Annotated in this window: 20 protein-coding genes; 15 read left to right on the top strand and 5 right to left on the bottom strand. The window is 59.1% G+C overall.

Annotated features, from left to right (window positions below):
- Positions 1 to 17: 17 nt before the first annotated feature.
- Positions 18 to 2,012 carry a putative bifunctional diguanylate cyclase/phosphodiesterase gene (locus AT6N2_RS14995; protein WP_209090002.1) on the bottom strand — a complete coding sequence of 665 codons (1,995 nt, stop codon included), beginning with the start codon at positions 2,010 to 2,012 and terminating at the stop codon, positions 18 to 20.
- 316 nt (positions 2,013 to 2,328) lie between these two features.
- On the opposite strand from AT6N2_RS14995, the gene AT6N2_RS14990 reads away from it, so the two are divergent.
- The 9 genes from AT6N2_RS14990 to AT6N2_RS14950 all read left to right on the top strand — a co-directional run bounded on the left by AT6N2_RS14990 (position 2,329) and on the right by AT6N2_RS14950 (position 15,069).
- A complete protein-coding gene (locus tag AT6N2_RS14990) occupies positions 2,329 to 3,375 on the top strand; it encodes a class I SAM-dependent methyltransferase (RefSeq protein WP_209089999.1) in 1,047 nt (348 codons plus the stop codon).
- Positions 3,376 to 3,467: 92 nt separating this feature from the next.
- Positions 3,468 to 4,292, top strand: a complete 825-nt coding sequence (locus tag AT6N2_RS14985) for a bifunctional allantoicase/(S)-ureidoglycine aminohydrolase (RefSeq protein WP_209089997.1) — start codon at positions 3,468 to 3,470, stop codon at positions 4,290 to 4,292.
- A 165-nt stretch (positions 4,293 to 4,457) separates the two neighbouring features.
- Positions 4,458 to 5,963 carry a sensor domain-containing diguanylate cyclase gene (locus AT6N2_RS14980; RefSeq protein WP_209089994.1) on the top strand — a complete coding sequence of 502 codons (1,506 nt, stop codon included), beginning with the start codon at positions 4,458 to 4,460 and terminating at the stop codon, positions 5,961 to 5,963.
- 236 nt (positions 5,964 to 6,199) lie between these two features.
- Positions 6,200 to 7,378: an efflux RND transporter periplasmic adaptor subunit gene (locus AT6N2_RS14975; RefSeq protein WP_077224906.1), complete on the top strand. Its 1,179-nt coding sequence runs from the start codon at positions 6,200 to 6,202 to the stop codon at positions 7,376 to 7,378.
- A gap of 11 nt (positions 7,379 to 7,389) precedes the next feature.
- Positions 7,390 to 10,524, top strand: a complete 3,135-nt coding sequence (locus tag AT6N2_RS14970) for an efflux RND transporter permease subunit (RefSeq protein WP_209089992.1) — start codon at positions 7,390 to 7,392, stop codon at positions 10,522 to 10,524.
- 119 nt (positions 10,525 to 10,643) lie between these two features.
- The gene (locus AT6N2_RS14965) at positions 10,644 to 11,267 is read left to right on the top strand and encodes a TetR family transcriptional regulator (RefSeq protein ID WP_209089988.1); all 624 of its coding nucleotides are present in this window, start codon (positions 10,644 to 10,646) and stop codon (positions 11,265 to 11,267) included.
- Between the two features lie 200 nt (positions 11,268 to 11,467).
- A complete protein-coding gene (locus AT6N2_RS14960; RefSeq protein ID WP_209089985.1) occupies positions 11,468 to 12,991 on the top strand; it encodes a sugar ABC transporter ATP-binding protein in 1,524 nt (507 codons plus the stop codon).
- 50 nt (positions 12,992 to 13,041) lie between these two features.
- On the top strand, positions 13,042 to 14,043 hold the full coding sequence (locus tag AT6N2_RS14955; protein ID WP_063949952.1) for an ABC transporter permease: 1,002 nt from the start codon (positions 13,042 to 13,044) through the stop codon (positions 14,041 to 14,043).
- 72 nt (positions 14,044 to 14,115) lie between these two features.
- A complete protein-coding gene (locus AT6N2_RS14950) occupies positions 14,116 to 15,069 on the top strand; it encodes a substrate-binding domain-containing protein (protein ID WP_063949951.1) in 954 nt (317 codons plus the stop codon).
- A gap of 54 nt (positions 15,070 to 15,123) precedes the next feature.
- Here the strand turns inward: AT6N2_RS14950 and AT6N2_RS14945 are convergent, their stop codons facing one another.
- A complete protein-coding gene (locus tag AT6N2_RS14945) occupies positions 15,124 to 16,017 on the bottom strand; it encodes a LysR family transcriptional regulator (RefSeq protein WP_063949950.1) in 894 nt (297 codons plus the stop codon).
- Positions 16,018 to 16,553: 536 nt separating this feature from the next.
- Here AT6N2_RS14945 and odc2 point away from each other — a divergent pair.
- The 6 genes from odc2 to AT6N2_RS14915 all read left to right on the top strand — a co-directional run bounded on the left by odc2 (position 16,554) and on the right by AT6N2_RS14915 (position 21,991).
- Complete coding sequence (odc2, locus tag AT6N2_RS14940; protein ID WP_209089983.1) at positions 16,554 to 17,687, top strand: ornithine/lysine decarboxylase; 1,134 nt, start codon at positions 16,554 to 16,556, stop codon at positions 17,685 to 17,687.
- Positions 17,688 to 17,879: 192 nt separating this feature from the next.
- Complete coding sequence (locus AT6N2_RS14935; RefSeq protein WP_063949948.1) at positions 17,880 to 18,449, top strand: GNAT family N-acetyltransferase; 570 nt, start codon at positions 17,880 to 17,882, stop codon at positions 18,447 to 18,449.
- A 146-nt stretch (positions 18,450 to 18,595) separates the two neighbouring features.
- Positions 18,596 to 18,997, top strand: coding sequence for a MarR family winged helix-turn-helix transcriptional regulator (locus tag AT6N2_RS14930; protein ID WP_209091869.1), 402 nt, complete (start codon positions 18,596 to 18,598; stop codon positions 18,995 to 18,997).
- An 83-nt stretch (positions 18,998 to 19,080) separates the two neighbouring features.
- On the top strand, positions 19,081 to 20,376 hold the full coding sequence (locus tag AT6N2_RS14925; RefSeq protein ID WP_209089980.1) for an MFS transporter: 1,296 nt from the start codon (positions 19,081 to 19,083) through the stop codon (positions 20,374 to 20,376).
- 264 nt (positions 20,377 to 20,640) lie between these two features.
- On the top strand, positions 20,641 to 21,339 hold the full coding sequence (locus AT6N2_RS14920; RefSeq protein WP_209089977.1) for an OmpW/AlkL family protein: 699 nt from the start codon (positions 20,641 to 20,643) through the stop codon (positions 21,337 to 21,339).
- A gap of 208 nt (positions 21,340 to 21,547) precedes the next feature.
- A complete protein-coding gene (locus AT6N2_RS14915; protein WP_063949944.1) occupies positions 21,548 to 21,991 on the top strand; it encodes a glyoxalase superfamily protein in 444 nt (147 codons plus the stop codon).
- A gap of 71 nt (positions 21,992 to 22,062) precedes the next feature.
- Here the strand turns inward: AT6N2_RS14915 and AT6N2_RS14910 are convergent, their stop codons facing one another.
- The 3 genes from AT6N2_RS14910 to ugpA are packed head-to-tail and all read right to left on the bottom strand — an operon-like array spanning position 22,063 to position 24,863.
- On the bottom strand, positions 22,063 to 23,124 hold the full coding sequence (locus AT6N2_RS14910; protein ID WP_209089974.1) for a sn-glycerol-3-phosphate import ATP-binding protein UgpC: 1,062 nt from the start codon (positions 23,122 to 23,124) through the stop codon (positions 22,063 to 22,065).
- On the bottom strand, positions 23,124 to 23,972 hold the full coding sequence (gene ugpE, locus AT6N2_RS14905; protein WP_063949942.1) for a sn-glycerol-3-phosphate ABC transporter permease UgpE: 849 nt from the start codon (positions 23,970 to 23,972) through the stop codon (positions 23,124 to 23,126). The genes AT6N2_RS14910 and ugpE overlap by 1 nt, the downstream gene beginning before the upstream one ends.
- Before the next feature lie 9 nt (positions 23,973 to 23,981).
- On the bottom strand, positions 23,982 to 24,863 hold the full coding sequence (ugpA, locus tag AT6N2_RS14900) for a sn-glycerol-3-phosphate ABC transporter permease UgpA (protein WP_063949941.1): 882 nt from the start codon (positions 24,861 to 24,863) through the stop codon (positions 23,982 to 23,984).
- Between the last annotated feature and the right edge of the window lie 41 nt (positions 24,864 to 24,904).

Genomic DNA, 24,904 nt, shown 5'->3' with positions numbered 1-24,904 from the left:
CCACAGCTTGCGATCAGCTAGGCGGGGCGAAGCATCATCATGGGACGCGGAAAGTGTGTTGTGCTCGCGCCCAAGCGCTCCGCAGCGACCGGGCGTCCGATATAGTAACCCTGCGCGTAATCAATCTCCATCTGCCGCACCAGTCTCAGCTGCTCTTCGGTCTCGACACCTTCCATCAGGATCTTGTGCCCGCGATTGCGAATGAGGCGGATCATATCCTGCAGCATCGCCCGTCCGCGCGGGGTCATGCTGTCGTGCAGGAACGAGCGGTCGATTTTCACGGTATCGAATTCTGTCATGCGCAGCCATGAAAGGCCGGCAAAACCGGTTCCGAAATCGTCCAGCCAGATGTTAATACCGAGCGTCTTGAGGTCATTCAGGCAGCGAAGCACGTCCGAATGCATTTCCATGTCGACGCCTTCGGTGATTTCAAAAGCGAGTCGGTTTCCGGCGATACCTGCCTCTACCAGAATGGCCGCTACGGACGTGGCGAATCCGGGATTTTTCAACTGCATCGGCGAAACGTTGACGCTGACGACGGATACGCGATCATCGGCCAGAAGCTGTTTGCAGGCCGCCTTGATGGTCCACAGACCAAGTTCCATGATCGTGCCGGTCCGCTCGGCTATCGGAATGAAGATGCCGGGTGCCACGGGGCTGCCGTCCAACAAGCGGAGGCGCATTAACGCCTCGACGCCCTCGGTCTGGTTGGTCGAAACATTGAGTATCGGCTGATACACAAGTGAAACGAGATCCTCCGCGACAGCAATTTTCAGAAGGGCGGCAATATTCTCGGTCTCGTCACTGGTTTGCGGATCGGCCGGATCGAACAGTTTCATGCAGTTGCGGCCGTTGCCCTTGGCGATATAGAGCGCGCGGTCGGCCTCGTTGATGATCTTTTCCAGCTTTCCATCGGGGTTGGCGCGGGTGAAGGACGCGCCGATGCTCACGGTGACGATGAAGGTTCCGTCGCGGCGCTGGTCATGCGCGAGCGACAGGCTTTCGACGGTGTGACGGATCGTTTCGGCAAGCTCGCCCACTTGCTGCCTGGATTTGAATGGCGCAAGGACGATAAATTCCTCGCCGCCATAGCGACCGATAGAGGCCCTGTGTTCGCTGATCGCGTCCTGGAGAGCGTTGCCAACGGTAATGAGGCATTTGTCGCCTTCCTGGTGACCGTAACGGTCATTGTACTTCTTGAAGAAGTCGACATCGATCAGGAGGACGGCGAAGCCTTCTCCCTTCTTGCTCCAATTATCCCAGAGCAGGCGCAGTTGATGGTCGATCGCGCGTCGGTTTTGCAGGCCGGTCAGGGAATCGGTGTTGGAAAGCCGCAGCAGGGCCTGCCCGCGCTCATCCGCCGCCCTCTGCTGCGCCTTGGCCTCAAGGGCGTTGACGAAGACCTGGTAGCGCTCCCGGTTGAGATTCCAGTTTACGTAGGACGTGAAGACAAAACAGGAAATGTAAAACGTACCGAAGGCGAATTTGTAAAAGGAATCCTCCGGAAACTGCATCGCTGCCAGAAAGTAGGTGGCGAGGATAATGCCAGAGGAGATCAGGGACAGGTGAAACCGAAAGGTGAAGAACAGATTGGCGCCCATCATGAAGATAGCCCCGAAAACCATGTAATAGGACATGTTTTCGATCTTGTCGGTCATGAGGGCAGGGACGAGCCATCCAATATAGCCCATCACCAGCGCCGCAGCGCAGGTAAGATCGAGTGCCGCGGTGCTGGCACCCCGGCTTAGTTGGACCTCGAGAGTGAGAAGACACGACAACACGACGATCCATCGCGCCAGAATTGTCTGGAAGGCGACGTCCGGTATCAGAACGATGTCTGAAGCGGCAAACAACAGATAGATGAAAACAGCGGTCCAGAGACCCCGGCGGATGGAACCGCGGCGGCTGCGCTCACCTTCCTGCTGGTAGAGGGCAAGAAGTTCATCAGAAAACCGGGAGTCCGGCCGCCGATAGTCTTGCCGTTCACTCACCTCTCCCACTGTGTGCTTCATGCACTTTCCCATAGTGTTGCGTCTACTTTATCAAGTAACTGCTTATTCCACTTTTCCGTGTGCTTTTGCACCCACTGCGGGTTTCCGCCGATCTCTGCCGATGTCGACCGAGACCAAGGAAAGGAAGAACGCATCATATGTTCGCAGCATTAAGTTTCACTAAATTGCGTATCTGCTTTCTCCCGTCATCGTGAGTGTGACCAAAAAAATACGCTAATTTACTAATCTATCCCTACACCGCCGAAAATTCGAAAGCGAGTGGCCTTCCAGTTCCCAGAAACGTATAGTTAACAATGTGTTAATACTGGAGGCTGATGTGGTGCGGGTAAAGAAGAAAAGTCTGGACGGAGCAAGTTTGATCACCCCGGATACTGTCGCAAAAGAGGTTTTTGCGCGCAGAACGGAAACGTTCGATGAGCAGTTTGCCATTGCGAAAGCAGAAACGGCGCTCATTCTCGAATTGGCACAACAGCAATTCGACAACGGTATTTTAGCGCATGAGATAATACATCGAACGGCTGGAGCACTGCATGGTTTGAGAGAGAAGCTCCACTCAAGCGTGTGGGCTGAACTGATCCCACTGGTGCAGAATCACCCGGTCTCGGCCAGGTTCCTGGAGGATCCGTTCACGCGCTGGTCTTTCGAAAAACCGCGCGGCTATTCCGGCGACGCGCAGTTGCTCGATTTCATTTATGGTCACGCCAGCGTTGCGGATCTGGTCAATAAGGCCAGCCCGCTTGGTGCTGCGCTTTACAATTACACGAAAGACGCCAGTTCCTCTGTCGCGGTTCGCGAGCGGCGCGATCTGCTGACCAGGTTCGTTGACGAGGCCGCAGCGCAGCATGGCAAGGAAACCGAAATATTGACCATTGCGTCCGGGCACCTGCGCGAGGCAGACGCGTCCGTCGCGTTGAAAGAGGCGGGAATCAAGCGCTGGGTGGCGCTCGATCAGGACCCCTTGAGTGTCGGTTCCGTCGCCCGCGATTTCAACGGCACGTGCATTGAGGCCATCGATGGCTCCGTGCGTGATATCGTCCTTCGCACACAGGCGCTTGGCAGCTTTGATCTGATCTATGCCGCCGGCCTCTACGATTATCTGAATGACAGGGTCGCCATCAAACTGACGCGCCGCTGCATGGAGATGTTGAAGCCCGGCGGAATGTTCCTCTTCGCCAATTTCTCGGAAGACATCGTTGTCGACGGTTATATGGAGACCTTCATGAACTGGGCGCTGCTGCTGCGCTCGAAAGCGGATATGTGGCGGATCGTCAACGCCAGCGCCGAACCCTCCTCCATAGAGGCTGACGTGTTCTTCGGCGAAAATCACAACATCGTTTATGCGACTATGCGCAAGAAGGTGTGACGGTCTTCCAACCGGTCTTTTCTGGCCAATAACCATTTGCTTAAACCTCGGCGCGGCCGTAAGAATCCGCGCCGAATGCGTTGCAGAATGGAATGGCTGAAATGAAGAGATATTATTCGGATATGGGTGGTCTGCCGGGACAGACGGAACTTTTGTCGAGCAAGGCGGTGTTCAAGACCGCCTACGCGGTCATTCCCAAAACCGTCATGTCCGATATCGTGACGAGTGTGCTGCCGCACTGGACGGGCACGCGAGCCTGGATCATCGCGCGCCCGATGACAGGTTTTTCCGAGACTTTCGCGCAATATATCGTCGAAATCCAGCCAGGTGGCGGCAGCGAACGGCCGGAGCCGGACGCAAGGGCTCAAGCCGCGATCTTCGTCGTCGACGGTGAAATGTCCATCGAATTTGAGGGTGAGCAGCACGCGTTGCGGGAAGGCTCGTTTGCCTACCTGCCGGCGGGCGCGCGCTGGCAGATCAAGAATTCCGGTCACGCGCCAGTCAAGTTTCACTGGGTTCGCAAGGCATTCGAGGCAGTGGACGGCCTTGAGGCGCCGCCAGCAATCTTTTCGCATGAAGACGACGTCGCCATGTCGGCCATGCCTGAAACGGAAGGGAAATGGGCGACGACCCGTTTCATCGATCCGGAAGACGTCCGTTACGACATGCATCTCAACATCGTCACCTTCGAGCCGGGCGCGACCATTCCCTTCATGGAGACCCATGTGATGGAGCATGGCCTCTATGTGCTGGAAGGCAAGGCCGTCTACCGTCTGAATGAGGACTGGGTGGAAGTGCAGGCCGGCGACTTCATGTGGCTGCGTGCCTATTGCCCGCAGGCTTGTTATGCGGGTGGACCCGGCCGCTTCCGTTACCTGCTTTACAAGGACGTCAACCGTCACGTGAAGCTTTGGTAACGGCTTCCCGGCCACATGCCCGAGGAATTATCGCGCAATCCGGCGGTTTGCGCGATAAACGCTTGCGTTCAATCTCATAACCCTAATAAATCGGGTGACACAGTCAGTCATACCGTCGTGCGGCCTTTCGGCCTCCATCCGCATTTACCCAAGAAGAATGCCCGCATGAGTGAGACGATCGATACCAATATCTTCATTCTTGCCCCGGTGGCGATGTGGATAGAGGACTTCAGCGCGGTGAAAAGCCAGTTCGATATCTGGCGGTCGCAGGGCGTGGACGATATCAGGGCGTTTCTTCTGGAAGATTTATCCCGGGTAGCGGCCTGCTCGCAGAAAATCCGCGTCATCAAGGTCAACGCCAGGACGCTCGAGTTGTTCGAGGCGCGCGATCAGGTGCACCTGGTCGAGAATCTGCATCGCATTTTCCGCGACGACATGCTGGAAAGCCATATCAACGAGCTTTCCGAGCTCTGGGCAGGCAAAACTGAATTTACCAGCAACGCCGTCAATTACTCGATCGGCGGCAAGCGGCTCGATATTCAGCTGCGCGGCACGGTTCTTCCCGGACATGAGGAAACGCTCGATCGGCTGCTTCTGACGACCGAAGATGTGACGGAACGGGAGGAAGCGCGGCGCAAGGAGCTTCTCAACCGCCGTTATGCCGAAGGCATGTTCAAACATTCGCCGGTTTCCCTGTGGGTAGAAGATTTCAGCCGGGTTCGCCGGTTGATCGAAGAGGTGCGAGAGCGCGGCATCGTTGATTTCCGCGTGTTCATGGATGTGCATCCTGAATTCGTGCGGCAATGCATGAGCGAAATCCGCGTCATTGACGTCAACCGCGCAACGCTGGATTTGTTCTGCGCGCCGGACCGGCAGGTTCTGTTGCAGCGGCTTGGCGACATTTTTCGCGGCGAAATGGAAAAGCCGTTCCGCGAACAGTTGATCGAGCTTTGGAACGGCAATCTCAACCACCATCGCGAGGTGGTGAATTACGCACTCGATGGTTCCGAGCGGCATCTTCTCCTGCATTTTTCGGTCTTCCCGGGCCACGAGCGAGACTGGTCTCTGGTGCAGGTAGCGCTGACAGACATCACGGCGCGCAAGAAGGCGGAAGCCTATCTCGAATACCTCGGCAAACACGACGTGCTGACCAAGCTGCACAACCGCGCCTTCTATTCCGACGAGCTGAATCGGCTGGAGCGCAGCACGGTCCGGCCCGTATCCGCCATCGTTATCGACCTTAACGGGCTGAAGGACGCCAACGACAAGCTGGGTCACGATGCCGGTGATGCGCTGCTGCGGCGCATGGGAGAGGTGTTGAACGGCGTCGTTACCGCACCCAACCACGCCGCGCGTATTGGTGGCGATGAGTTTGCCATTCTTCTGCCTGGCGCCGACAAGCAGGTGGCGGCAGCGATGGTTGATACCGTTTACGAGCTGCTGAAAATCAACAACCAGTTCTATTCCAGCGCGCCCCTCAGCCTGTCGCTGGGTGTGGCAACGAGTGAAGCCGGGGAAACGATGGAATCGCTTGTGCGCCGCGCGGACATCAATATGTACGAGCATAAGAACGCCTATTATGCTGCTCTTCGCAGCCGCTCCGCGGACAATAGCGACGAGACGACGGACGGGGCGCAGACGGAGCCGGGCTCCCTGAAGCGTCAGCTCTGACGAAGGCGGCATAGTCCGCTTCATCTCCGTCATCTGGTGGCTGGTTCAAATTCAAGCAGACCGGCGCTCCGTGGTCGCGTGCTCTCTTTGACGCGTGTTGCCGCTGCCTTCCTTACAATTCAAGCTTCACAAGCGCGTGAAACCCTTTTTGCAACGCAACAAATGTGTTGTCGGGGTTTTACATACGTCTTAGTATGTATGTAAATAGGACGTATTTTATGGATTCGGAGCGCAGTATGGCGAAAAGATTGGGGCAGATGGTAGCGGTGTTCTTGACGGGCATCGTTCTTGTCGGATGTAGCGACGAGCAGGCTGCTGCACCCGGCGCTCCGCCGCCTGCTGCGGTCAAGGTCGTGACGGTAAAGCCGGAAGAGCTGCCGATCACGAACGAGTTGCCCGGCCGCATCGCCCCGACACGGCTTGCCGAAGTTCGTCCGCGGGTGTCTGGCATCATCGTCGAGCGCGTGTTTGAACAAGGCTCGCTCGTGAAGGAAGGCGACGTTCTCTACCGGATCGATCCCGCGCCATTCCAGGTGCGCGTTGACAGCGCTGAGGGAACATTGCGCAGGGCACAGGCAGCCCAGCTTCAGGCGCGTCAGACGGCCGACCGGCAGCAGCAGCTGCGCCGTTCCAATGTCGGTTCGCAGCAGGAGTTCGACAACGCCATCGCGCTGCTTGCCCAGGCCGATGCGGAGGTCGCAGTGGCTGAAGCCGGTGTCGCGGAAGCGCGGCTCAACCTTCAATATGCCGATGTGAAAGCGCCGATCAGCGGCGTGATCGGTCGCGCGCGCATCACCGAAGGTGCGCTTGTGAGCGCTACCGGTTCGGAAAGTCTGGCGACGATCCAGCAGCTCGATCCAATCTATGCCGACTTTACCCAACCGGCCGCCGACCTCATTCGCCTGCGCAAGGCGCTTCAGGACGGCCAGCTGATGACAGGGCCCAATGAGGCGGAAGTTAATCTGTTGTTCGATGACGGCAGCCGTTACCCGGTTCCCGGTCGCCTGTTGTTCTCGGAAGCGGCTGTGGACGAAACGACCGGTCAGGTAACGCTGCGTGGCGAATTCCCCAACCCGAACGGCGATCTGCTGCCGGGCATGTATGTTCGCGTTCAGATCCAGCAGGGCATTCAGAAGGCGGCTTTCGCCGTGCCGCAGCAGGCCGTGCAGCGTGACGCCGGCGGGCAGGCGAGCGTGCTGGTTGTCAATGCCGAAGACACTGTCGAACAGCGCCGGGTGAGCGTCGGACGCGCCATCGGCGACCGCTGGGTTATCTCCGACGGCTTGAAGGACGGAGACCGGGTTGTTGCCGAAGGCTTCCAGAAGACGGCTCCCGGCGCCAAGGTAAAGCCTGAAGCGTGGTCCGCCGAGCCCGTCGTCGCTGCCGAGGGTGCAGCGCCGGCTCAGAAGCAATAAGGACCGATTTCATGGCACGTTTCTTCATTGACCGGCCTATCTTTGCCTGGGTCGTCGCCATTTTCATCATGCTTGCGGGCCTGCTGGCCATTCCGAAGCTGCCGATTGCGCAATATCCGAATGTTGCGCCGCCACAGATTTCCGTTTCGACCTCTTACCCCGGCGCTTCGCCTGAGGACATCTACCAGAGCGTGACGCGACCAATCGAGGAAGAGCTGAACGGTGTCCCCGGTCTGATCTATTTCGAGTCGACCTCGGAATCGTCCGGCCGGATTTCCATCAATGTGACGTTCGAGCCCGGCACCAATATCGGCGAAGCTCAGGTGGAAGTGCAAAACCGTATAGCGCGCGTCGAGCCGCGTCTGCCACGCTCTGTGACGCAGCAGGGACTGCGTGTCGAGCAGGCCGGTACCTCGTTTCTAATGATGGTCGCGCTGACCTCCGTTGACGGCAACACCGACGCCATCGGACTTGGTGACTATCTGAGCCGCAACGTGCTGGGTGAATTGCGCCGTGTGCCCGGTGTTGGCAGCGCGCAGCTTTTCGCTACCCAGCGCTCCATGCGAATCTGGATGGACCCGGACAAGATGCTGGGCCTTAGCCTCACCTCGAATGATGTTATCAGCGCCATCCAGGCGCAGAACTCGCAGGTCGCGGCCGGCCGCATCGGTGCATCGCCAAACCCTGTTGGCCAGCAGATTTCCGCAACCGTCAACGTCCAGGGACAGTTGACCTCGCCGGAGGAGTTCGGATCCATCGTGCTGCGCGCCAACCCCGACGGGTCTTCCGTTCGGCTGCGTGATGTCGCGCGCGTCGAAGTGGGCGGCGAGAGCTACAACTTCTCGAGCCGTCTCAACGGCAAGCCGAGCGCGGCGATCGGCGTCCAGCTGTCGCCGACGGGGAACGCGCTGCAGACCTCAGAAGGTGTGCGCGCCACGATGGAGGAGCTGTCGCAATACTTCCCTCAGGGCATCGAATACGAAATTCCCTATGACACCAGCCCCTTCGTCAAGATTTCGATCGAGAAGGTCATCCATACGCTGATCGAGGCGATCATCCTCGTCTTCATCGTGATGTTCGTCTTCCTGCAGAACATCCGCTACACGATCATTCCGACATTGGTGGTGCCTGTCGCGCTGCTCGGCACCTGCGCCATCATGTATGTCTCGGGCTTCTCAATCAACGTTTTGACGATGTTTGCGATGGTGCTTGCCATCGGTATTCTGGTGGACGACGCGATCGTCGTCGTCGAGAACGTCGAGCGCATCATGGCGGAGGAGCACCTCTCGCCGAAGGAAGCCACCCGCAAGGCAATGGGCCAGATTTCGGGCGCGATCATCGGCATCACACTCGTGCTGACGGCGGTGTTCGTGCCCATGGCCTTCTTCCCCGGTGCGGTCGGCATCATCTACCAGCAGTTCAGCCTGACGATGGTGGTGTCGATCCTGTTCTCGGGCTTCCTCGCCCTGTCGCTCACGCCGGCGCTCTGCGCATCGTTCCTGAAGCCAATCAAGGCGGGGCATCACGAAAAGAGGGGTTTCTTCGGCTGGTTCAACCGGAACTTCGATAAGGCGTCGCATAAATATTCGTCATCGGTCGGCGGCATCATCAAGCGGTCGGGCCGGTTCATGGTCATCTACGCGGCACTGCTGGCCGGTCTTGGTTGGGCCTATATGCAGTTGCCGAGCTCGTTCCTGCCGAATGAGGACCAGGGCTATCTGATTGTCGACATTCAGGCGCCGGCCGAGGCCAGCACCGAGCGCACACTGCAATCCATCCAGCAGATCGAGAAGATCTTCATGGAAGAGCCGGCTGTCGAACGGGTCATTGCGGTTTCGGGCTTCTCCTTCTCCGGCTCCGGCCAGAATGCGGGTCTTGCCTTTGCGACCCTGAAGGACTGGAGCGAACGTGGACCGGAAGATTCCGCTGCGGCAATCTCCGCCCGGATTAACGGCAAGCTCTGGGGTCTTCCGGACGCCATGTCCTTTGCGCTTTCGCCACCGCCGATTCAGGGTCTTGGCAATTCCAGCGGCTTCACTTTCCGTCTTCAGGACAGGTCGGGCGCCGGGCAGACGGCACTCAGCGCAGCTGGCGCGCAACTGATGGCTGCTGCGCGAAAGAGCCCCATCCTTGCCGGCCTTCGCATCGAAGGCATGCCGGATGCGGCGCAGGTCAATCTCATCATCGACCGTGAAAAGGCCAACACATTCGGCGTCACCTTCAGCGACATCAACGCCACTATTTCGGCCAATATGGGTTCGTCCTACGTTAACGACTTTCCCAATGCCGGCCGCATGCAGCGCGTGACGGTGCAGGCCGAACAGGGGCAGCGCATGAAGACCGAGGATCTTCTGAACCTCAACGTGCGCAATGCCAATGGCGGGATGGTGCCGGTCAGCTCGTTCGCTTCGGTGGAATGGGTGCGCGGTCCCTCGCAGGTGGTCGGCTACAACGGCTATCCCGCAATCCGCATCAGTGGCCAATCCGCACCGGGTTACTCCTCTGGCGACGCGATCGCCGAGATGGAGCGTCTGGCACGGGAACTGCCATCTGGTTTCGGTTTCGAGTGGACCGGCCAGTCGCTGCAGGAAATCCAGTCGGGCTCGCAGGCGCCAGCCCTGATCGGCCTCAGCGTGCTGTTCGTCTTCCTGCTCTTGGCGGCCCTTTACGAAAGCTGGTCGATTCCGATTTCGGTCATGCTGGTCGTCCCGCTTGGAGTGATTGGTTCGGTAGCAGCTGTGATGCTGCGCGGCATGCCCAACGACGTCTACTTCCTTGTGGGGCTGGTCGCCATCATCGGCCTGTCCGCCAAAAACGCGATCCTGATCATCGAATTCGCCAAGGATCTGCGGGCGGAAGGCAAGTCGACCTACGATGCGACGGTGGAGGCTGCGCACCTGCGCTTCCGGCCGATCCTGATGACGTCGCTTGCCTTCTCGCTCGGCGTCCTGCCGATGGCGATCGCCTCGGGCGCGAGCGCGGCCAGCCAGAACGCCATTGGTACCGGTGTTCTCGGTGGCATGATCTCGGCGACGATCCTTGCGATCTTCTTCGTGCCCGTTTTCTTCGTCTTCGTCATGAGGATTTTCGGGGATCGGAAGAAGGACGACAAGATTGCTGCTGACGCCATATCGCCAGCGGAATAAAATCGGAAGGTAAGGCCGTTCCGAACGTGATGGAGATGTATTCATCGTAAGGAAAGACTGGCACTGAACAGAAAGCACGGTGCGAAAGCGCCGTGCCGCGAGTGGAAGGAAACATCAGCATGCGCCGAACAAAGGCCGAGGCAGAAGAGACGCGTCAGGCGATCCTTGCCGCTGCCGAGCGGGTGTTCTTCAGAAAGGGTGTGGCCAACAGCTCGCTGGACGAGGTGGCGGCAGCGGCCGGCGTAACCCGCGGAGCGATCTACTGGCATTTCGCCAGTAAGACTGATCTCTTCATCGGTCTCTATCAATCGGTGGCCTTGCCCGAGTCGGACCTGCTGGATTTCGGTGATCCCGGCCTCAAGGGCTCGGCGCTCTTGGACAGGATAGAGGAGGCGGCCTGTAAATGGCTGAAGCTTCTTGCCGAGGATGAGCAACGCCAGCGCATCATGACCATTAGTCTGCGCACCAATTATTCCGATGAATTTGCGCCCGTGCTGCATGCACAGGAAGAGCTGGATCGCTATCACAAGGAGCGGCTCGAGGCCGCTTTCGAGCGGGCGCAGGCGGAAGGCGCGTTCAATGACAATTGGACGGCAGATTCGGCACTTGGTGCGCTCTATTGGCTGCTCAAGGGAATGTGTTCGGACTGGCTGCTTTTCGGCAAGCGATTCGACCTTGCCAGAGACGGCGCCGAAGCTGTTCACCGCCTCATGAAAGGGTTCCAGCGTTTAGCGGAACCATGATTGTTCTGACGTGACCGCAAAGAGCGGCATCTGCTGGTCAAATTTGAGTGTATTCTAAAAGACGAGCGAAATTTGCTTTACGTACCTCAAAACCGACGCTAGCTTCTTCTTCGAGCTTTGGGAGGAGTTCGCGGATGGTCATTTTCACGAGAACAAAGAGACTGCTGTCGCCCGTTCTTTCGCGGAACTGGTGACGACACATGGCTTTTGCTGACGACTCTCCAGACGGCGGTCTTATCCGAACAGTCGGCCTTTCGAAATCTTTCGGGCCGGTACAGGTTCTCAAGGATATCGAGATTTCTGTCCGGGCCGGCGAGGTTCACGCGATCATCGGCGAAAACGGTGCCGGCAAGTCGACGCTGATGAAGCTTCTCGCAGGCAACGAGAAGCCGACGGGCGGAGAAATCCGGATTGATGGTGAAGCGGTGGTCCTCAGCGGCCCCGTGGACGCCGAACATCGCGGCATCGTTCTTGTACATCAGGAAATTTTGCTCGCACCCGATCTGACGGTGGCGCAGAACATCTATCTCGGCCGTGAACTTTGCAGGGGTGCGAGCGTGGACGACCGCGCCATGCGCGAGGGCGCCCGCAAGGCGATCGGCGATCTCGGCGGTACGATTGATCCGGACGCGATTGTCGGCAGCCTGTCGATTGCCCAGAGGCAGCTGGTGCAGATCGCGCGGGTTTTGCTGGTGCCGCACCGCGTGGTGATTTTCGACGAGCCGACCGCCAGCCTCACACCCATCGAAACAGATGCGCTGCTGAATGTCATCAGAGACATCAGGGCAAAGGGCGTGGCGGTGCTTTATATTTCGCATCGTCTGCCTGAAGTGAAGGAGATTGCCGACCGGGTGACCGTACTGCGTGACGGCAAGCTGGTCGCTTCCCACCCCGCCTCGGCGCTGGAGCCTGCCGATATGGCACGGCTGATGGTCGGGCGCGATGTGGCAAAGCTTTATCCGGATCGAGCCGCCGGCGGCGAGCGGGAGCCAGTTTTGGAGGTGGAGCATTTTACCGTGCCTGGCTATGCCCAGGATGCCGGTTTCAGCCTGCGCAGAGGTGAAATTCTCGGTTTCGCGGGGCTTGTCGGTGCCGGGCGAACGGAACTTATGGAAGGCATACTCGGCCTGCGGCCAGGACGCGGAACAGTGCGCCATAACGGCCGCCTCGCCCATTTCGCCAAAGCTGAAGACAGTCTGAAGGCTGGCATCGTCTATCTGAGCGAGGACCGCAAGGGAAAGGGATTGCTGCTCGGCAAAGACTTGCGGATCAATCTCACGCTTGCGTCGCTTAAGAAATTCAGCCGGCTGTTCCAGATCGACACCCGCCGGGAGACGGCGGCGCTCGATGATGCGGTGCGCGATTTCGACATTCGCACCGGCCGCAAGGATTTGCTCGCGGGTCAGCTTTCCGGCGGCAACCAGCAGAAATTGCTGTTGGCCAAGATGATGCTGCTCGATCCGTCGATCGTCATCATCGATGAACCGACACGCGGCATCGACATCGGTACCAAGGAGCAGATTTACCGTTTCATCGCCAGGCTTGCTGACGAGGGGCGGTCGATCATCGTGGTTTCGTCGGAAATGCCGGAGCTGATTGGCATCTGCGACCGCATTCTGGTCATGCGTTCTGGCAGGATCGTTGGCGAGGTGGCGGGCGAGCGCATGACCGAAAACGACATCGTGGCGCTTGCGACGGGCGTTCACACACAGGAAGTCGCCTGAGAAGCGAGCCCTTTGGAAAAGGCCTGACGAAAAGACAATTGAGGGGAAAAATGACTGAGGCCGCACTCGATTCCGGCAAAACGCCGAAGACTTCCAAAGACTGGGACCTGCGCGCCGTAGCGCCATTCGTGGCGCTCGCCCTGCTTCTGGTTCTTGGCGCCATTGCCAACCCGAATTTCATCGGCATCGACAATCTGTTGAATGTCATCACCCGCAGCGCCTTCATTGCCATTATCGCGCTGGGTGCAACCTATGTCATCACGTCCGGCGGGCTTGATCTCTCAGTCGGGGCGATGGTTGCTTTCGTGGCCAGCCTGATGATCCTGTTCATGAATAGCGGTTCGATCGCGAACCCGGCGGTCATGCTGATTGCCGCCATGGCGCTGGCGCTCGCCATCGGCGCGGCTTGCGGGCTTGCCAACGGCCTCATCACCACCATCGGCCGTATCGAACCCTTCATCGCCACACTCGGCACCATGGGCATCTATCGCGGCTTGACCACCTGGTTGTCACAGGGCGGCGCGATAACGCTGCGTAACCCCGAAATCCAGACGCTTTATCGCCCGGTCTACTTCGGCAATGTGCTCGGCGTACCCGTGCCTGTGATCGTCATTTTCGTCACCGCCGCGCTTGCGGCCTTCGTGCTTTACCGCACGCGATACGGCCGGCATCTGACGGCGGTGGGGTCGAGCGAAGATGTCGCACGCTATTCCGGCATATCGGTCGCGAGGGTGAGAACCATCGCCTACGTCGTGCAGGGGCTCTGCGTCGCCGTTGCGGTCCTGCTTTACGTGCCGCGCCTTGCTTCGACGTCTGCGACCACCGGCATGCTCTGGGAGCTGCAGGCGATCACGGCGGTTGTTGTCGGCGGCACGGCGCTGCGCGGCGGGGTAGGGCGCATCTGGGGCACGATCTGCGGCGCCTTCATTCTGGAAATCGTCGGCAACATCATGATCCTGTCGAACTTCGTCAGCGAATATCTGATTGGCGCCATTCAGGGGGCCATCATCATCATTGCCATGCTGGTGCAGCGCTCGCTCAGCCGCAGGTAAGGTATCACGCCGCGCCATCTGGGGCAGGTGCGGTTGGAGGAGGAACGCCCCGGTCTTGGGAGGAAAGAGACTATGCGTAGAAAATTCATCGGCGTGGCCTTTGCCGCGCTGGCAACGGTCCTTGCGGGTTCTGCCCATGCGCAGGACAAGAAGGTCACGATCGGCGTCTCCATTCCGGCGGCCGACCACGGCTGGACGGCGGGCGTGGTCTATCACGCCGAGCGTGTGGCCAAGCTTCTGATGCAGGAGCATCCGGGGCTCAATGTCATCGTCAAGACATCGCCGGATGCAGCCAATCAGGCGAACGCGCTGCAGGATCTGGCCGTGCAGGGGCTCGACGCGCTGGTCGTCCTGCCGTCCGATCCCGACCCGCTTGTCAACGCCATCAAGGAAATCAAGGACAAGGGCACCTTCGTCGCGCTCGTCGACCGCGCGCCGAGTGTCAACGACAATTCGATCCGCGATCTCTATGTGGCCGGCAACAATCCGGCGCTCGGCCAGGTGGCCGGCGAATACATCAAGAAGACGACACCGGATGCCGAAGTCGTGGTCATTCGCGGGCTGCCGATCCCGATCGACCAGCAGCGCCAGGATGGTTTTGACAAGGGCATCGCCGGCTCCAGCGTCAAGGTTCTTGACCGCCAGTACGGCAACTGGAACCGTGACGACGCCTTCCGCGTGATGCAGGACTATCTGACCAAGTACAAGAAGATCGACGTGGTCTGGTGTCAGGATGACGACATGGCAATCGGCGTGCTGGAAGCCATTCAGCAGGCTAAGCGCACCGATATCAAATACATCGTTGCCGGCGCCGGTTCCAAGGACATGATCAAGAAGGTCATGGACGGCGACAAGCTCGTGCCGGTCGACGTGCTCTATCCGCCGGCGATGGTGGCGACCGCCATGCAGCTGACGGCCGGGCATTTCTTCGATCAGGTGCCGGTCGCGGGTGAGTACATCCTTGATGCGACGCTGATCACCAAGGACAATGCCGAGCAGTTCTACTTTCCGGATTCGCCGTTCTGATCTGATTTCAGCGGCTGTAGACGCCCGCCGCGAGGCGGGCGTTTCATTTTCGCATCACGCGTTCTTCCTGAACCACGCCGAGAGATAATCAACAAAACTGCGTACTTTGGCTGGCAGGTAGCGGCGGTGCGGGTAGACGGCATAGATGCCGCGGTCCTTTGAAATGTAGTCGTCAAACAGCGTCACAAGTTCGCCGGACTGGATATGAGGACGGGCAATGAAGTCAGGCACCATGGCGATGCCGAGACCCGCTCGCGCAGCGCGTAATGTCGCCTGCGGACTATTGACTTCGATCGGTCCGCTGATGGTCACGGAATTCGATCCGCCATCCGGCTCCAGATACCGCACCGTATTGTGGAAACGCGTGTTCGTATCGATGATGAAAGGGACGCGGGCGAAATCCTGCGGGCCGTCAAGGGGTCCATGTTTCGCCACGAAATCCGTCGTGGCAACCGCATAGACCCTGAAGTCGGACAGCTTGCGGGCGATGAGGCCCGAATCTTCCAGGCGGGTGATACGGATCGCCAGGTCGAAACCTTCCTCGATCAGATCGACGAACCTGTCATCGGCAACGATCTCCAATGCGAGTTCCGGATTTTCCTTGGCAAAGTCGATCAGGCTTTGGCCGACATCGGCATCGATGAAGGTGCGGGGAACGGAAATCCTGAGCTTGCCCTTCAGATCGGCATTTTTTTCCCGCACCAGATCAGCGAGGTTATCGATCTCTTTGAGGATATCGGAGGCAGTGCGATAATAGGTATGTCCAGCTTCGGTCAGAGAGAACTGCCGTGTGGTGCGGTTGAGGAGCAGCGCGCCGAGATCATCCTCCAGTTCCCGGACATATTTCGACAGCAGCGCCTTTGAACGGCCTGTCTTGCGCGCCGCTGCAGAAAATCCCTCCGCTTCGACAACATCGATAAAGGCGCGGATGCGGGTCAGGGTATCCATGAAATCCTCCGGTTTGTTCCATATAATTGAACGTGTGGCGGTCACTGTTCAACCCTTAAATCGCTGCCGAAAAAATCCGCTCTTTGGTGAAAAATTCCTCTTGATTATGACTGCGAATATTCTTATCTCCCGTGCTGCCCAAAGTCGCACGTGCCCATGTGTGTCCGCCGATTCCTCGATGTGGTGAGGATTTAGGTAAGGTACCTGGAACTAACCCCTCCAGTCGCTATTCCGGCCAACCGGGAAATGCGAGGACATACGAAGCAACGACGGTGCGGGCCTTTCTGGTTCTCTGCCGGCTTTCCATCAGCCGGGGTACTGAAGAGGCACACCATCATTGCCTGAAGTGCGGTCGGGTCATTCCCTCCAATCCATGGCAGACAAAGCCGAATGATGCTCTGGCAGGGCGTCGTTCACATTCGCGCCTTGAGCGTATGCTATCGATTCTGCGCCTCCACCGGCTGATTCGAATGCATATCTCGAGCGTCCTTTGTCCTCCGGATTTTTCCGGAGCCGGTTTAACAGGGAATACATCGATGACGACTGCACGCATTCTCGACTTCATCAAGACCCGACGTCCCGAAGGCCCTTGCCTCGTGGTTGATCTCGACGTCGTGCGCGATAATTTCAACGCGTTCCGGCATTCCCTGCCAAACAGCGCGATCTATTATGCCGTCAAGGCGAACCCGGCTCCCGAAATCCTGACGCTGCTCGCGTCGCTCGGCTCCAACTTCGATTGCGCCTCCGTGGCTGAAATCCAGATGGCGCTCGACGCCGGTGCGACGGCTGACCGTATCTCCTTCGGCAACACCATCAAGAAGGAACGCGATGTTGCTCGCGCCCACGCGCTCGGCATCGATCTTTTCGCCGTGGACAGCCATGAGGAAGTCGAGAAGGTTGCGCGTGCCGCTCCTGGCGCCCGCGTTTTCTGCCGCGTGCTCACGGATGGTGAAGGTGCCGAATGGCCGCTGTCGCGCAAGTTTGGCTGCGTGCCGCAGATGGCGGTGGACGTTCTCGTCTACGCCCATCAGCTCGGTCTCGAGTCCTACGGCGTATCCTTCCACGTCGGCTCGCAGATGATGAACCTCGACGCATGGGATGCGGCGCTGGCTGACGCCAAGCGTGTGTTCGCATCGCTTGCCAAGCAGGGCATCCACCTGCAGATGGTCAATATGGGCGGTGGTTTCCCGACCAAGTACCTGCGCGACGTTCCTGCTGCCGAAGAATACGGCCAGGCAATCGATACCGCGCTGCGCAAGCACTTCGGCAACCAGATCCCGAAGACGATCATTGAGCCGGGCCGCGGCATGGTCGGCAATGCTGGCGTCATCAAGGCGGAAGTCGTTCTCGTCTCGAAGAAGTCTGACAACGACAACCACCGCTGGGTGTTCCTCGACATCGGCAAGTTCGGCGGTCTCGCCGAGACGATGGACGAGGCAATCCGTTACCCGATCCGCACCGAGCGCGATCAGGACGAGATGCAGCCCTGCGTTCTGGCCGGTCCGACCTGCGACAGCGCCGACGTGCTGTATGAAAAGAACATGTACCCGCTGCCGGTCTCTCTGACCATCGGCGACGAAGTTCTGATCGAAGGCACGGGCGCCTACACGACCACCTATTCGGCGGTCGCGTTCAACGGTTTCGAACCGCTGAAGGCCTACGTCATCTGATCCGAACGCCGTCCGCTGAAAAGGGCGGCGTCTCGACCAAGCTTCCGTTCCGGCCCTGCCGATTGTGCTGTTGCGCAATCCCCTGCTTGCTGCGCCTCTTCCAGCCGAGGAAAGCGTGTCGGCGGGCCGGGACGGCTCCACCAATTTTTATCAAGGGCCGCGTGTGGGCGGTGTTGCGACGGGAGGCCAAGGATGGCCGCTCTTTTGAATTCGGTACGGGCATTTTTCACCCCGCAGACATTTCATGTCGATCAGGAAAATCCGGGCGATGTCGTTGCCCGTGAAAACCTTCTGGACCGCGCCATGGGTGCGGGCCGCCGCCGCAAGTCTTCGGAAAAGCTGCGCGCTGGCCGGGTCCCAGCCGAGGGCCTGGCACTGGTCGCCCGCGATGAGAACGGCCATGTCATTGGCACGGTGCGCCTGTGGAACGTCGAGGCGGGGATCACCCGCGAAGGTCGCGCCGTCGAAGCCCTGCTGCTCGGCCCGCTCGCCGTCGATGCCGCCCATGAAGGCAAGGGCATCGGATCGGCGCTGATGCGTGCCGCCATTGGCGAGGCCACCAGGCGCGGCCACGGCGCAATCCTTCTGGTTGGTGACGCCCCCTATTACGAGCGTTTCGGTTTTTTTGCCGACAAGACGCAGCACCTGATGATGCCCGGCCCGTTTGAACGCAGCCGTTTCCTGGCGCTGGAGTTGAAATCCGGTTGGCTGGAAGGCGCGGCGGGAATGCTCGTCGCGGCCGGCCGCCGGCTCTCTGCCTGAGACGAATTTCCCGTCTGATGTCAAACCCCGGCCCAAAGCCGGGGTTTATTGTTTCCGCTTTGCGCGATTGCGAAGCCGCCCCTGCGGCGGCCGACAATTTCCGGGAAGGGCTTGCGCCCGACAATCTGCGGGTATATACCCGTGTCATGTCAAACAGTCACTGCCACTGTATCCTGTTGCGCAAAGCATCCCGCAAGGTCTCGTCCTATTATGACGAGGCGCTGGCGCCGCTTGGTGTGAATATCGCTCAGTTTAGCCTGCTGCGGAATATCAATCGAACGGCGCCGGTCTCGCTCACGGATCTGGCCGCCCGGGTGGAGCTGGATCGCTCCACCGTTGGCCGCAATGCAAAAGTGTTGGCGCGGATGGGTCTGGTCGCTATAGGCCACGGCGAGGATCAGCGGGAAGCGATGCTCTCCGTTACCGAGGAGGGTCATGCGATTTTAAAGGCGGGGGCTCCGCTTTGGGATCGGGTGCAGGATGATATCGAGGCCCGGTTGGGGCCAGAGAAAACAGCGCAATTGCAGCAGTTGCTGGAAGCACTGTAATTTTTTGATTCTAACGCGGGCATATACCCGTAAATTGGATAAGTAGAGAAGTCAGGCAATCGCGCTTTAAGGGAAATTTGAACATGATATCCGCACGCCTCGCCAGCTGGATGGCCGCCAGAAACCTGCATTACGGCTGGCTCGTTGCCGCCACCACCTTCCTCACCATGCTGGCCACCGCCGGTGCGATGGGATCGGCGGGGGTGATGATCCAGCCGCTGCACCAGGAATTCGGCTGGGATATTGCCGATATTTCTTCGGCCATGGCCGTCAGGCTTGTGCTGTTCGGTCTGCTTGGGCCCTTTGCCGCCGCTTTCATGAATCATTTCGGCATCCGGCAGGTGGTGTCCACCGCCCTGGCCTTGATCATGGGTGGCATCGTCGCGTCGTTCTTCATGACTGAGGTGTGGCAATTGCTGCTTCTATGGGGTGTGGTGATCGGTGTCGGCACCGGCATGACCGCGCTGGTATTGGGCGCCACCGTGGCGACACGCTGGTTTTCGAAGCGTCGTGGACTGGTAATCGGCCTGATGACGGCAAGCAATGCCACTGGCCAGTTGGTTTTCCTGCCGCTGCTTGCGGCGCTGACGGAAGCCTATGGCTGGCGAACCGCGTTGACGTTATCTGTTGCGGTGATTGCGACAGCCATGGTCCTCGTCATGCTTTTAATGCGTGACCACCCCGCCGATGTCGGCCTGCCGGCCTATGGCGAGACAGTCGTGGCAAAGCCGGTCAAGCAGGACCACAATCTCCTCGCCACGCTGGCATCGCCGCTGGTGACGCTGAGAAGCGTCTCGGGCAACCCCGTCTTCTGGGTGCTTTTTGGCACCTTCTTTGTTTGCGGCCTTTCGACCAATGGCCTGATCCAGACACACTGGATTTCGATTTGCGGCGATTTCGGCATGGCTGCGGTGACAGCGGCGGGTACGCTGGCGGTGATCGGGGTTTTCGATTTCTTCGGTACGATTTTCGCCGGGTGGCTTTCCGACCGGTTCGACAATCGCTTTCTGCTGTTCTGGTTTTACGGCCTGCGCGGGCTCTCGCTGCTTTATCTCTCATTCTCAGGCTTCAGCTTCGTTGAGCTTTCGGTCTTTGCCGTCTTCTACGGGCTGGACTGGGTGGCGACTGTGCCGCCGACGGTGAAGCTCGCCGCGGAAAACTTCGGTCGCGAAAAAGCTGGGCTTGTGTTCGGCTGGGTGTTCGCCGGCCACCAGCTGGGGGCAGCCACCGCGGCCTTTGGCGCCGGTTTCTTCAAGAGTGACTTCGATACCTATATGCCCGCGCTGCAGATTGCCGGTCTGATGTGCATGATCGCCGCCGTCTCCGTTCTGCTCCTGCGTAAGCCGGGTTCCGCCGCGCTAACCACGCAAGCGGCTTGATAAGACGGGAGGAGGCTCGCAAGTGCCGGCCTCCACCCTGTTTCCGGCCTCTGTATGGCGCTGTTGCGAAATTGTCACAAATCCTGCCGGTCGATCGCTCCGATCCATCTTCTCCGCCACGGTTTGATCCATCTCAATCGGCCTGTCTCTCCCGTCGACATAGTGGCTTCCAAGCGGTAGCGGCAGGCGGGGATTCGCATTGGCCCGCCGTGATCGACCGGTTGCGGGGAACGCCCCGCTGCGGTGCGCCATAGGAGAGATGGAATGACGAATAAAAACAGAAATAATGCCTTGCTTGCCAGTGTTGCGATTGGCGTTGCGGCCATGCTCGCGTCGGCCAATGCGATGGCCGCTGATATGACCGAGGCGGCGCCCGCGCCGACGGCAGAAGAAGCGATTGCGGCGGCAAGCCCTTGGATGTTGCGCGTGCGTGGCCTCGGCGTCATCACCAATGACAGCGGCAGCGTCGATGGCGTCCCCGGGGCGGGCCTGTCCTATTCGGATACCGTGATCCCGGAACTCGACATCAGCTATTTCTTCACCGATAACTTCGCCGCCGAACTTATCCTCGGCACCACCTATGCCAGGATCGACGGCGAAGGCGTGCTGGCTGGCACACCTGTCGGCAAGGCCTGGCTGCTGCCGCCGACGCTGACGCTGCAATATCATTTCACCGATTTCGGTGCGTTTAAGCCCTACATCGGCGCTGGCGTGAACTATTCGCTGTTCTACAACCAATCGGAAAAGCCCGGCTTCAGCAATCTCGACGTGAAGAACAAGCTTGGAGCCGCCGTACAGGTCGGTTTCGACTATATGCTGGACGAGCATTGGGGCGTGAACTTCGACGTGAAGAAAATCTTCCTGAAGACCGACTGGACGGCGGAACTCGGTGGCACGCCCATCAGCGGCAAGGCCAAGCTCGATCCCTGGCTGATCGGTGCAGGCATCACCTACCGTTTCTGATCGAGCCATCAGCGCATCGCCACCTTTGACGGGCGGCGCTTTCTAAGCTATAGGGACGGCCACGGGCAAAGAGCCCCGGCCGTCCGCAGGCGCTTGCGCCCCTGGTGAAGCTCTTTCTTTAATAACGGTCATCCCATGTTTTGCATGTCGTCGATGGCAACGCGGACACCCCTCGGAACATTCGGCATGCACATGTTGGAGAACCGTTATGATTGTGTCCAAACCGCTTCCCGCACTTGAGGGTCTAAAGGAACAGGCAAAACGCCTGCGCGTCGCCCTTGAAGATGAGGGGCAGGGAATCACCCACTCGAAAGCGCTGGAGCTTATAGCGGCGCAATATGGCTTCCGCGACTGGAATACCCTGCACGCTGCGGCCGGCAATCGCCCCGCCTTCAATCCTTATCTTCTGGGTTCAAGAGTGGAAGGCTTTTACCTTGGCCAGCCATTTGTGGCCTCCGTTCTGGGCGTACAGGCGCTCGGCGGGGAGCCCGAACGTTTTCGGCTGACGCTTCATCTCGACGATCCCGTGGATGTAGTGACATTCGAAAGCTTTTCCGCTTTCCGCCAGCGTATCCACTGCAATGTCGATACCGCCGGACGGACAGTGGAGAAAACGTCCAATGGCCGTCCGCAGGTGGAGTTGGTTTGGTAGCGAGTCGTTGGGAATTCCAGTGGTCGTGAAGGCACCCGCCGATTGGCGGGTGTTCCGTGCCTGCGACGAGGCTAAAGCCGTTTGCCCGCCTTATCGAACAGATGGAAATTCCTGGCCTGTGCAGCGATCCTCAACGTTTCGCCGATGCGCAGTTGTGAGCGACCGGGAACGCGGAAGACGATTGTCGTGCCGTCCGAGAACGAGCCGTGGACATAGCTTTCCGCACCTACAAGTTCCACGGCATCCACCTGAACGGTGCCGGAGAAGGCGGAGTCAGAAGGAGCCTCGGTGGCAAGCGTAATATCTTCCGGGCGGATACCGAGTGTAGCGACGCCTTGCGGCAGTGCGGTGGTTCCTTGTACCGCCCAGCCGGAGGAAGCGTTGGCCGTCGCTGTTCCGTGGTTCAACAGGTTCATGGACGGCGAGCCAATGAAGGTGGCGACAAAGGTAGTGGCGGGTTTTTCATAAAGCTCGATCGGCGTGCCGATCTGCTCGATGCGGCCGGCATTCAATACCACCAGCCGGTCGGCGAGCGTCATCGCTTCCATCTGGTCGTGGGTCACATAAACGCTGGTCGTGGCGAGCGAGCGTTGCAGGCGGCGGATTTCCACCCGCATCTGCACGCGTAGCTTGGCATCGAGGTTGGAGAGCGGCTCGTCGAACAGGAAGGCCGCCGGCTTGCGCACGATGGCGCGGCCCATGGCCACACGCTGGCGCTGCCCACCGGAAAGCTGACGAGGCTTGCGTTCCAGGAACTGCTCGATTTCAAGCGCCTTCGCCGCCTCCGTAATGCGCCGCTCGATTTCTTCCTTCGGCGTGTTGCGGTTCTTCAGGCCATAGGCGAGGTTCTGCCGCACCGTCATATGCGGGTAGAGCGCGTAGTTCTGGAACACCATGGCGATGTCGCGGTCTGAGGGTTCAAGATCGTTGACGACCCGGTCACCGATGATGATCTGGCCGCCGGAAATGCCCTCCAGACCGGCGATCATGCGCAGCAGGGTGGATTTTCCGCAGCCGGAAGGGCCGACCAGCACGATCATTTCGCCGTCGGCGATGTCCATGGACACGCCCTTGATGGCCTCGACATTGCCGCCATAAACCTTGCGGACGTCTTTCAGCGCAATTTTTGCCATTACTTCTCGGTCTCCACCAAACCTTTGACGAACCAGCGCTGCATCAGCACCACAACGATAACAGGGGGGATGATGGCGAGGATCGCCGTCACCATCACATAATTCCAGGGCGTCGAAGCGTCGGTGAAATCCACCATGCGCTTAAGGCCGATAATGATCGTGTTCATCTTGGCGTCGTTGGTGACGAGCAGCGGCCAGAGATATTGCGTCCAGCCATAGATGAAAAGGATCACGAAAAGAGCCGCGATATTCGTTTTCGACAGAGGCAAAAGAATATCACGCATGAAGCGGAACGGTCCGGCATTGTCGATACGCGCAGCCTCTACCATCTCACCGGGGATGGTCAGGAAGAACTGCCGGAACAGGAAGGTCGCCGTTGCCGACGCCATCAGCGGCAGCGTCAGTCCGGCATAGGTGTCGATCAGCCCCAAGTCGACGATGACCTTGTAGGTGGGCAGAATACGCACCTCCACCGGCAGCATGAGCGTGATGAAAATCATCCAGAAAAAGCCCATGCGGAATGGAAAGCGAAAGAAGACGATCGCGAAGGCCGACAGGAACGAGATGACGATCTTGCCGATGGCGATGGCGAGTGCCACCACGAAGCTGTTGAACAGCAGCCTTTCAAGACTGACGCCGACGACGCGCTCCACGCCGCCCACCATGGCGTCTGTGTAGTTTTCGGTAAGATGGCCGCCGGGCAGCAGCGACATGGGCGGACGGATGATGTCGTTCGACGTCATCGACGAAGCGATGAAGGTGTAATAGATCGGGAAGGCCACGATGATGATGCCGAGAACCAGCATCAGATGGGCGATCACGCGGGCGACCGGGCGATTTTCAATCATGATAAATCCTCAGCCGTAATGCACGCGCTTCTCGACGAAGCGGAACTGGAAGGCGGTGAGCGCGATGACGATCACCATCAGGATGACCGATTGCGCGGCGGAAGAGCCGAGGTTGAGGTTCACGAAGCCGTCATTGTAGACCTTGTAAACCAGCGTTTCCGTCGCCTTGGCAGGACCGCCTCCGGTCACCGCATGGATGATGCCGAAGGTGTCGAAGAAGGCGTAAACCGTGTTGACGACCAGGAGGAAGAAAGTGGTCGGTGCCAGCAGTGGGAAAACGATGGTCCAGAAGCGTCGCGCTCCGCGGGCTCCGTCAATGGACGCCGCCTCCAGCAATGATTTCGGAATTGCCTGCAAGCCGGCGACAAAAAACAGGAAATTGTAACTGATCTGCTTCCAGGCGGCGGCCGCGACGACCAACAGCATGGCCTGATCGCCATTCAGCAGCGGATCCCACATGATGCCGTTGCGGCGCAGGATGTAGGAGAACGTTCCCATGGCCGGATTGAACATGAACAGCCACAGCATGCCTGCCACCGCCGGGGCGACGGCATAGGGCATGATCATCATGGTGCGGTAAAGACCCTTGCCGCGGACCACGCGGTCCGCCGCCGTCGCCAAAAGCAGCGCTAGCCCCATGGAAACCAGCGCCGTGAGGATGCTGAAGATGACCGTGACCTTGAGCGAGTTGAGGTAGCTCTCATCCGACAGGACGGCGGAGAAGTTTGCCAGCCCAACAAAATTGCTGCTGAGGCCGAAGGCGTCTTCGCGCATTGTCGACTGATAAAGAGCCTGGCTTGCGGGCCAGAAGAAAAAGATCACCGTCAAAATGATCTGCGGTGCGACCAGCAGATAAGGCAGGATCTTGTTTGGGAATACGACGCTTTGCACGGCGATCTCCTGGTGACATGAAAATACCGCCCGCACCTGTC

This window comes from Agrobacterium tumefaciens (genome assembly GCF_017726655.1).
Lineage (GTDB): Bacteria > Pseudomonadota > Alphaproteobacteria > Rhizobiales > Rhizobiaceae > Agrobacterium > Agrobacterium tumefaciens_B.
Note: the sequence above shows the minus strand (reverse complement) of the source record. Positions and strands in the feature narration are given on the sequence as shown.

Bases quoted from the DNA above. Each gene is read 5' to 3' on its own strand.
- AT6N2_RS14980 (WP_209089994.1), top strand. From the start codon at position 4,458: ATGAGTGAGACGATCGATACCAATATCTTCATTCTTGCCCCGGTGGCG.
- AT6N2_RS14920 (WP_209089977.1), top strand. From the start codon at position 20,641: ATGACGAATAAAAACAGAAATAATGCCTTGCTTGCCAGTGTTGCGATT.
- AT6N2_RS14965 (WP_209089988.1), top strand. From the start codon at position 10,644: ATGCGCCGAACAAAGGCCGAGGCAGAAGAGACGCGTCAGGCGATCCTT.
- AT6N2_RS14915 (WP_063949944.1), top strand. From the start codon at position 21,548: ATGATTGTGTCCAAACCGCTTCCCGCACTTGAGGGTCTAAAGGAACAG.
- AT6N2_RS14930 (WP_209091869.1), top strand. From the start codon at position 18,596: ATGTCAAACAGTCACTGCCACTGTATCCTGTTGCGCAAAGCATCCCGC.
- AT6N2_RS14995 (WP_209090002.1), bottom strand. From the start codon at position 2,012: ATGAAGCACACAGTGGGAGAGGTGAGTGAACGGCAAGACTATCGGCGG.
- AT6N2_RS14935 (WP_063949948.1), top strand. From the start codon at position 17,880: ATGGCCGCTCTTTTGAATTCGGTACGGGCATTTTTCACCCCGCAGACA.
- AT6N2_RS14945 (WP_063949950.1), bottom strand. From the start codon at position 16,017: ATGGATACCCTGACCCGCATCCGCGCCTTTATCGATGTTGTCGAAGCG.
- AT6N2_RS14950 (WP_063949951.1), top strand. From the start codon at position 14,116: ATGCGTAGAAAATTCATCGGCGTGGCCTTTGCCGCGCTGGCAACGGTC.
- AT6N2_RS14985 (WP_209089997.1), top strand. From the start codon at position 3,468: ATGGCTGAAATGAAGAGATATTATTCGGATATGGGTGGTCTGCCGGGA.
- odc2 (WP_209089983.1), top strand. From the start codon at position 16,554: ATGACGACTGCACGCATTCTCGACTTCATCAAGACCCGACGTCCCGAA.
- AT6N2_RS14975 (WP_077224906.1), top strand. From the start codon at position 6,200: ATGGCGAAAAGATTGGGGCAGATGGTAGCGGTGTTCTTGACGGGCATC.
- ugpE (WP_063949942.1), bottom strand. From the start codon at position 23,972: ATGATTGAAAATCGCCCGGTCGCCCGCGTGATCGCCCATCTGATGCTG.
- AT6N2_RS14970 (WP_209089992.1), top strand. From the start codon at position 7,390: ATGGCACGTTTCTTCATTGACCGGCCTATCTTTGCCTGGGTCGTCGCC.
- AT6N2_RS14960 (WP_209089985.1), top strand. From the start codon at position 11,468: ATGGCTTTTGCTGACGACTCTCCAGACGGCGGTCTTATCCGAACAGTC.
- AT6N2_RS14910 (WP_209089974.1), bottom strand. From the start codon at position 23,124: ATGGCAAAAATTGCGCTGAAAGACGTCCGCAAGGTTTATGGCGGCAAT.
- AT6N2_RS14955 (WP_063949952.1), top strand. From the start codon at position 13,042: ATGACTGAGGCCGCACTCGATTCCGGCAAAACGCCGAAGACTTCCAAA.
- AT6N2_RS14925 (WP_209089980.1), top strand. From the start codon at position 19,081: ATGATATCCGCACGCCTCGCCAGCTGGATGGCCGCCAGAAACCTGCAT.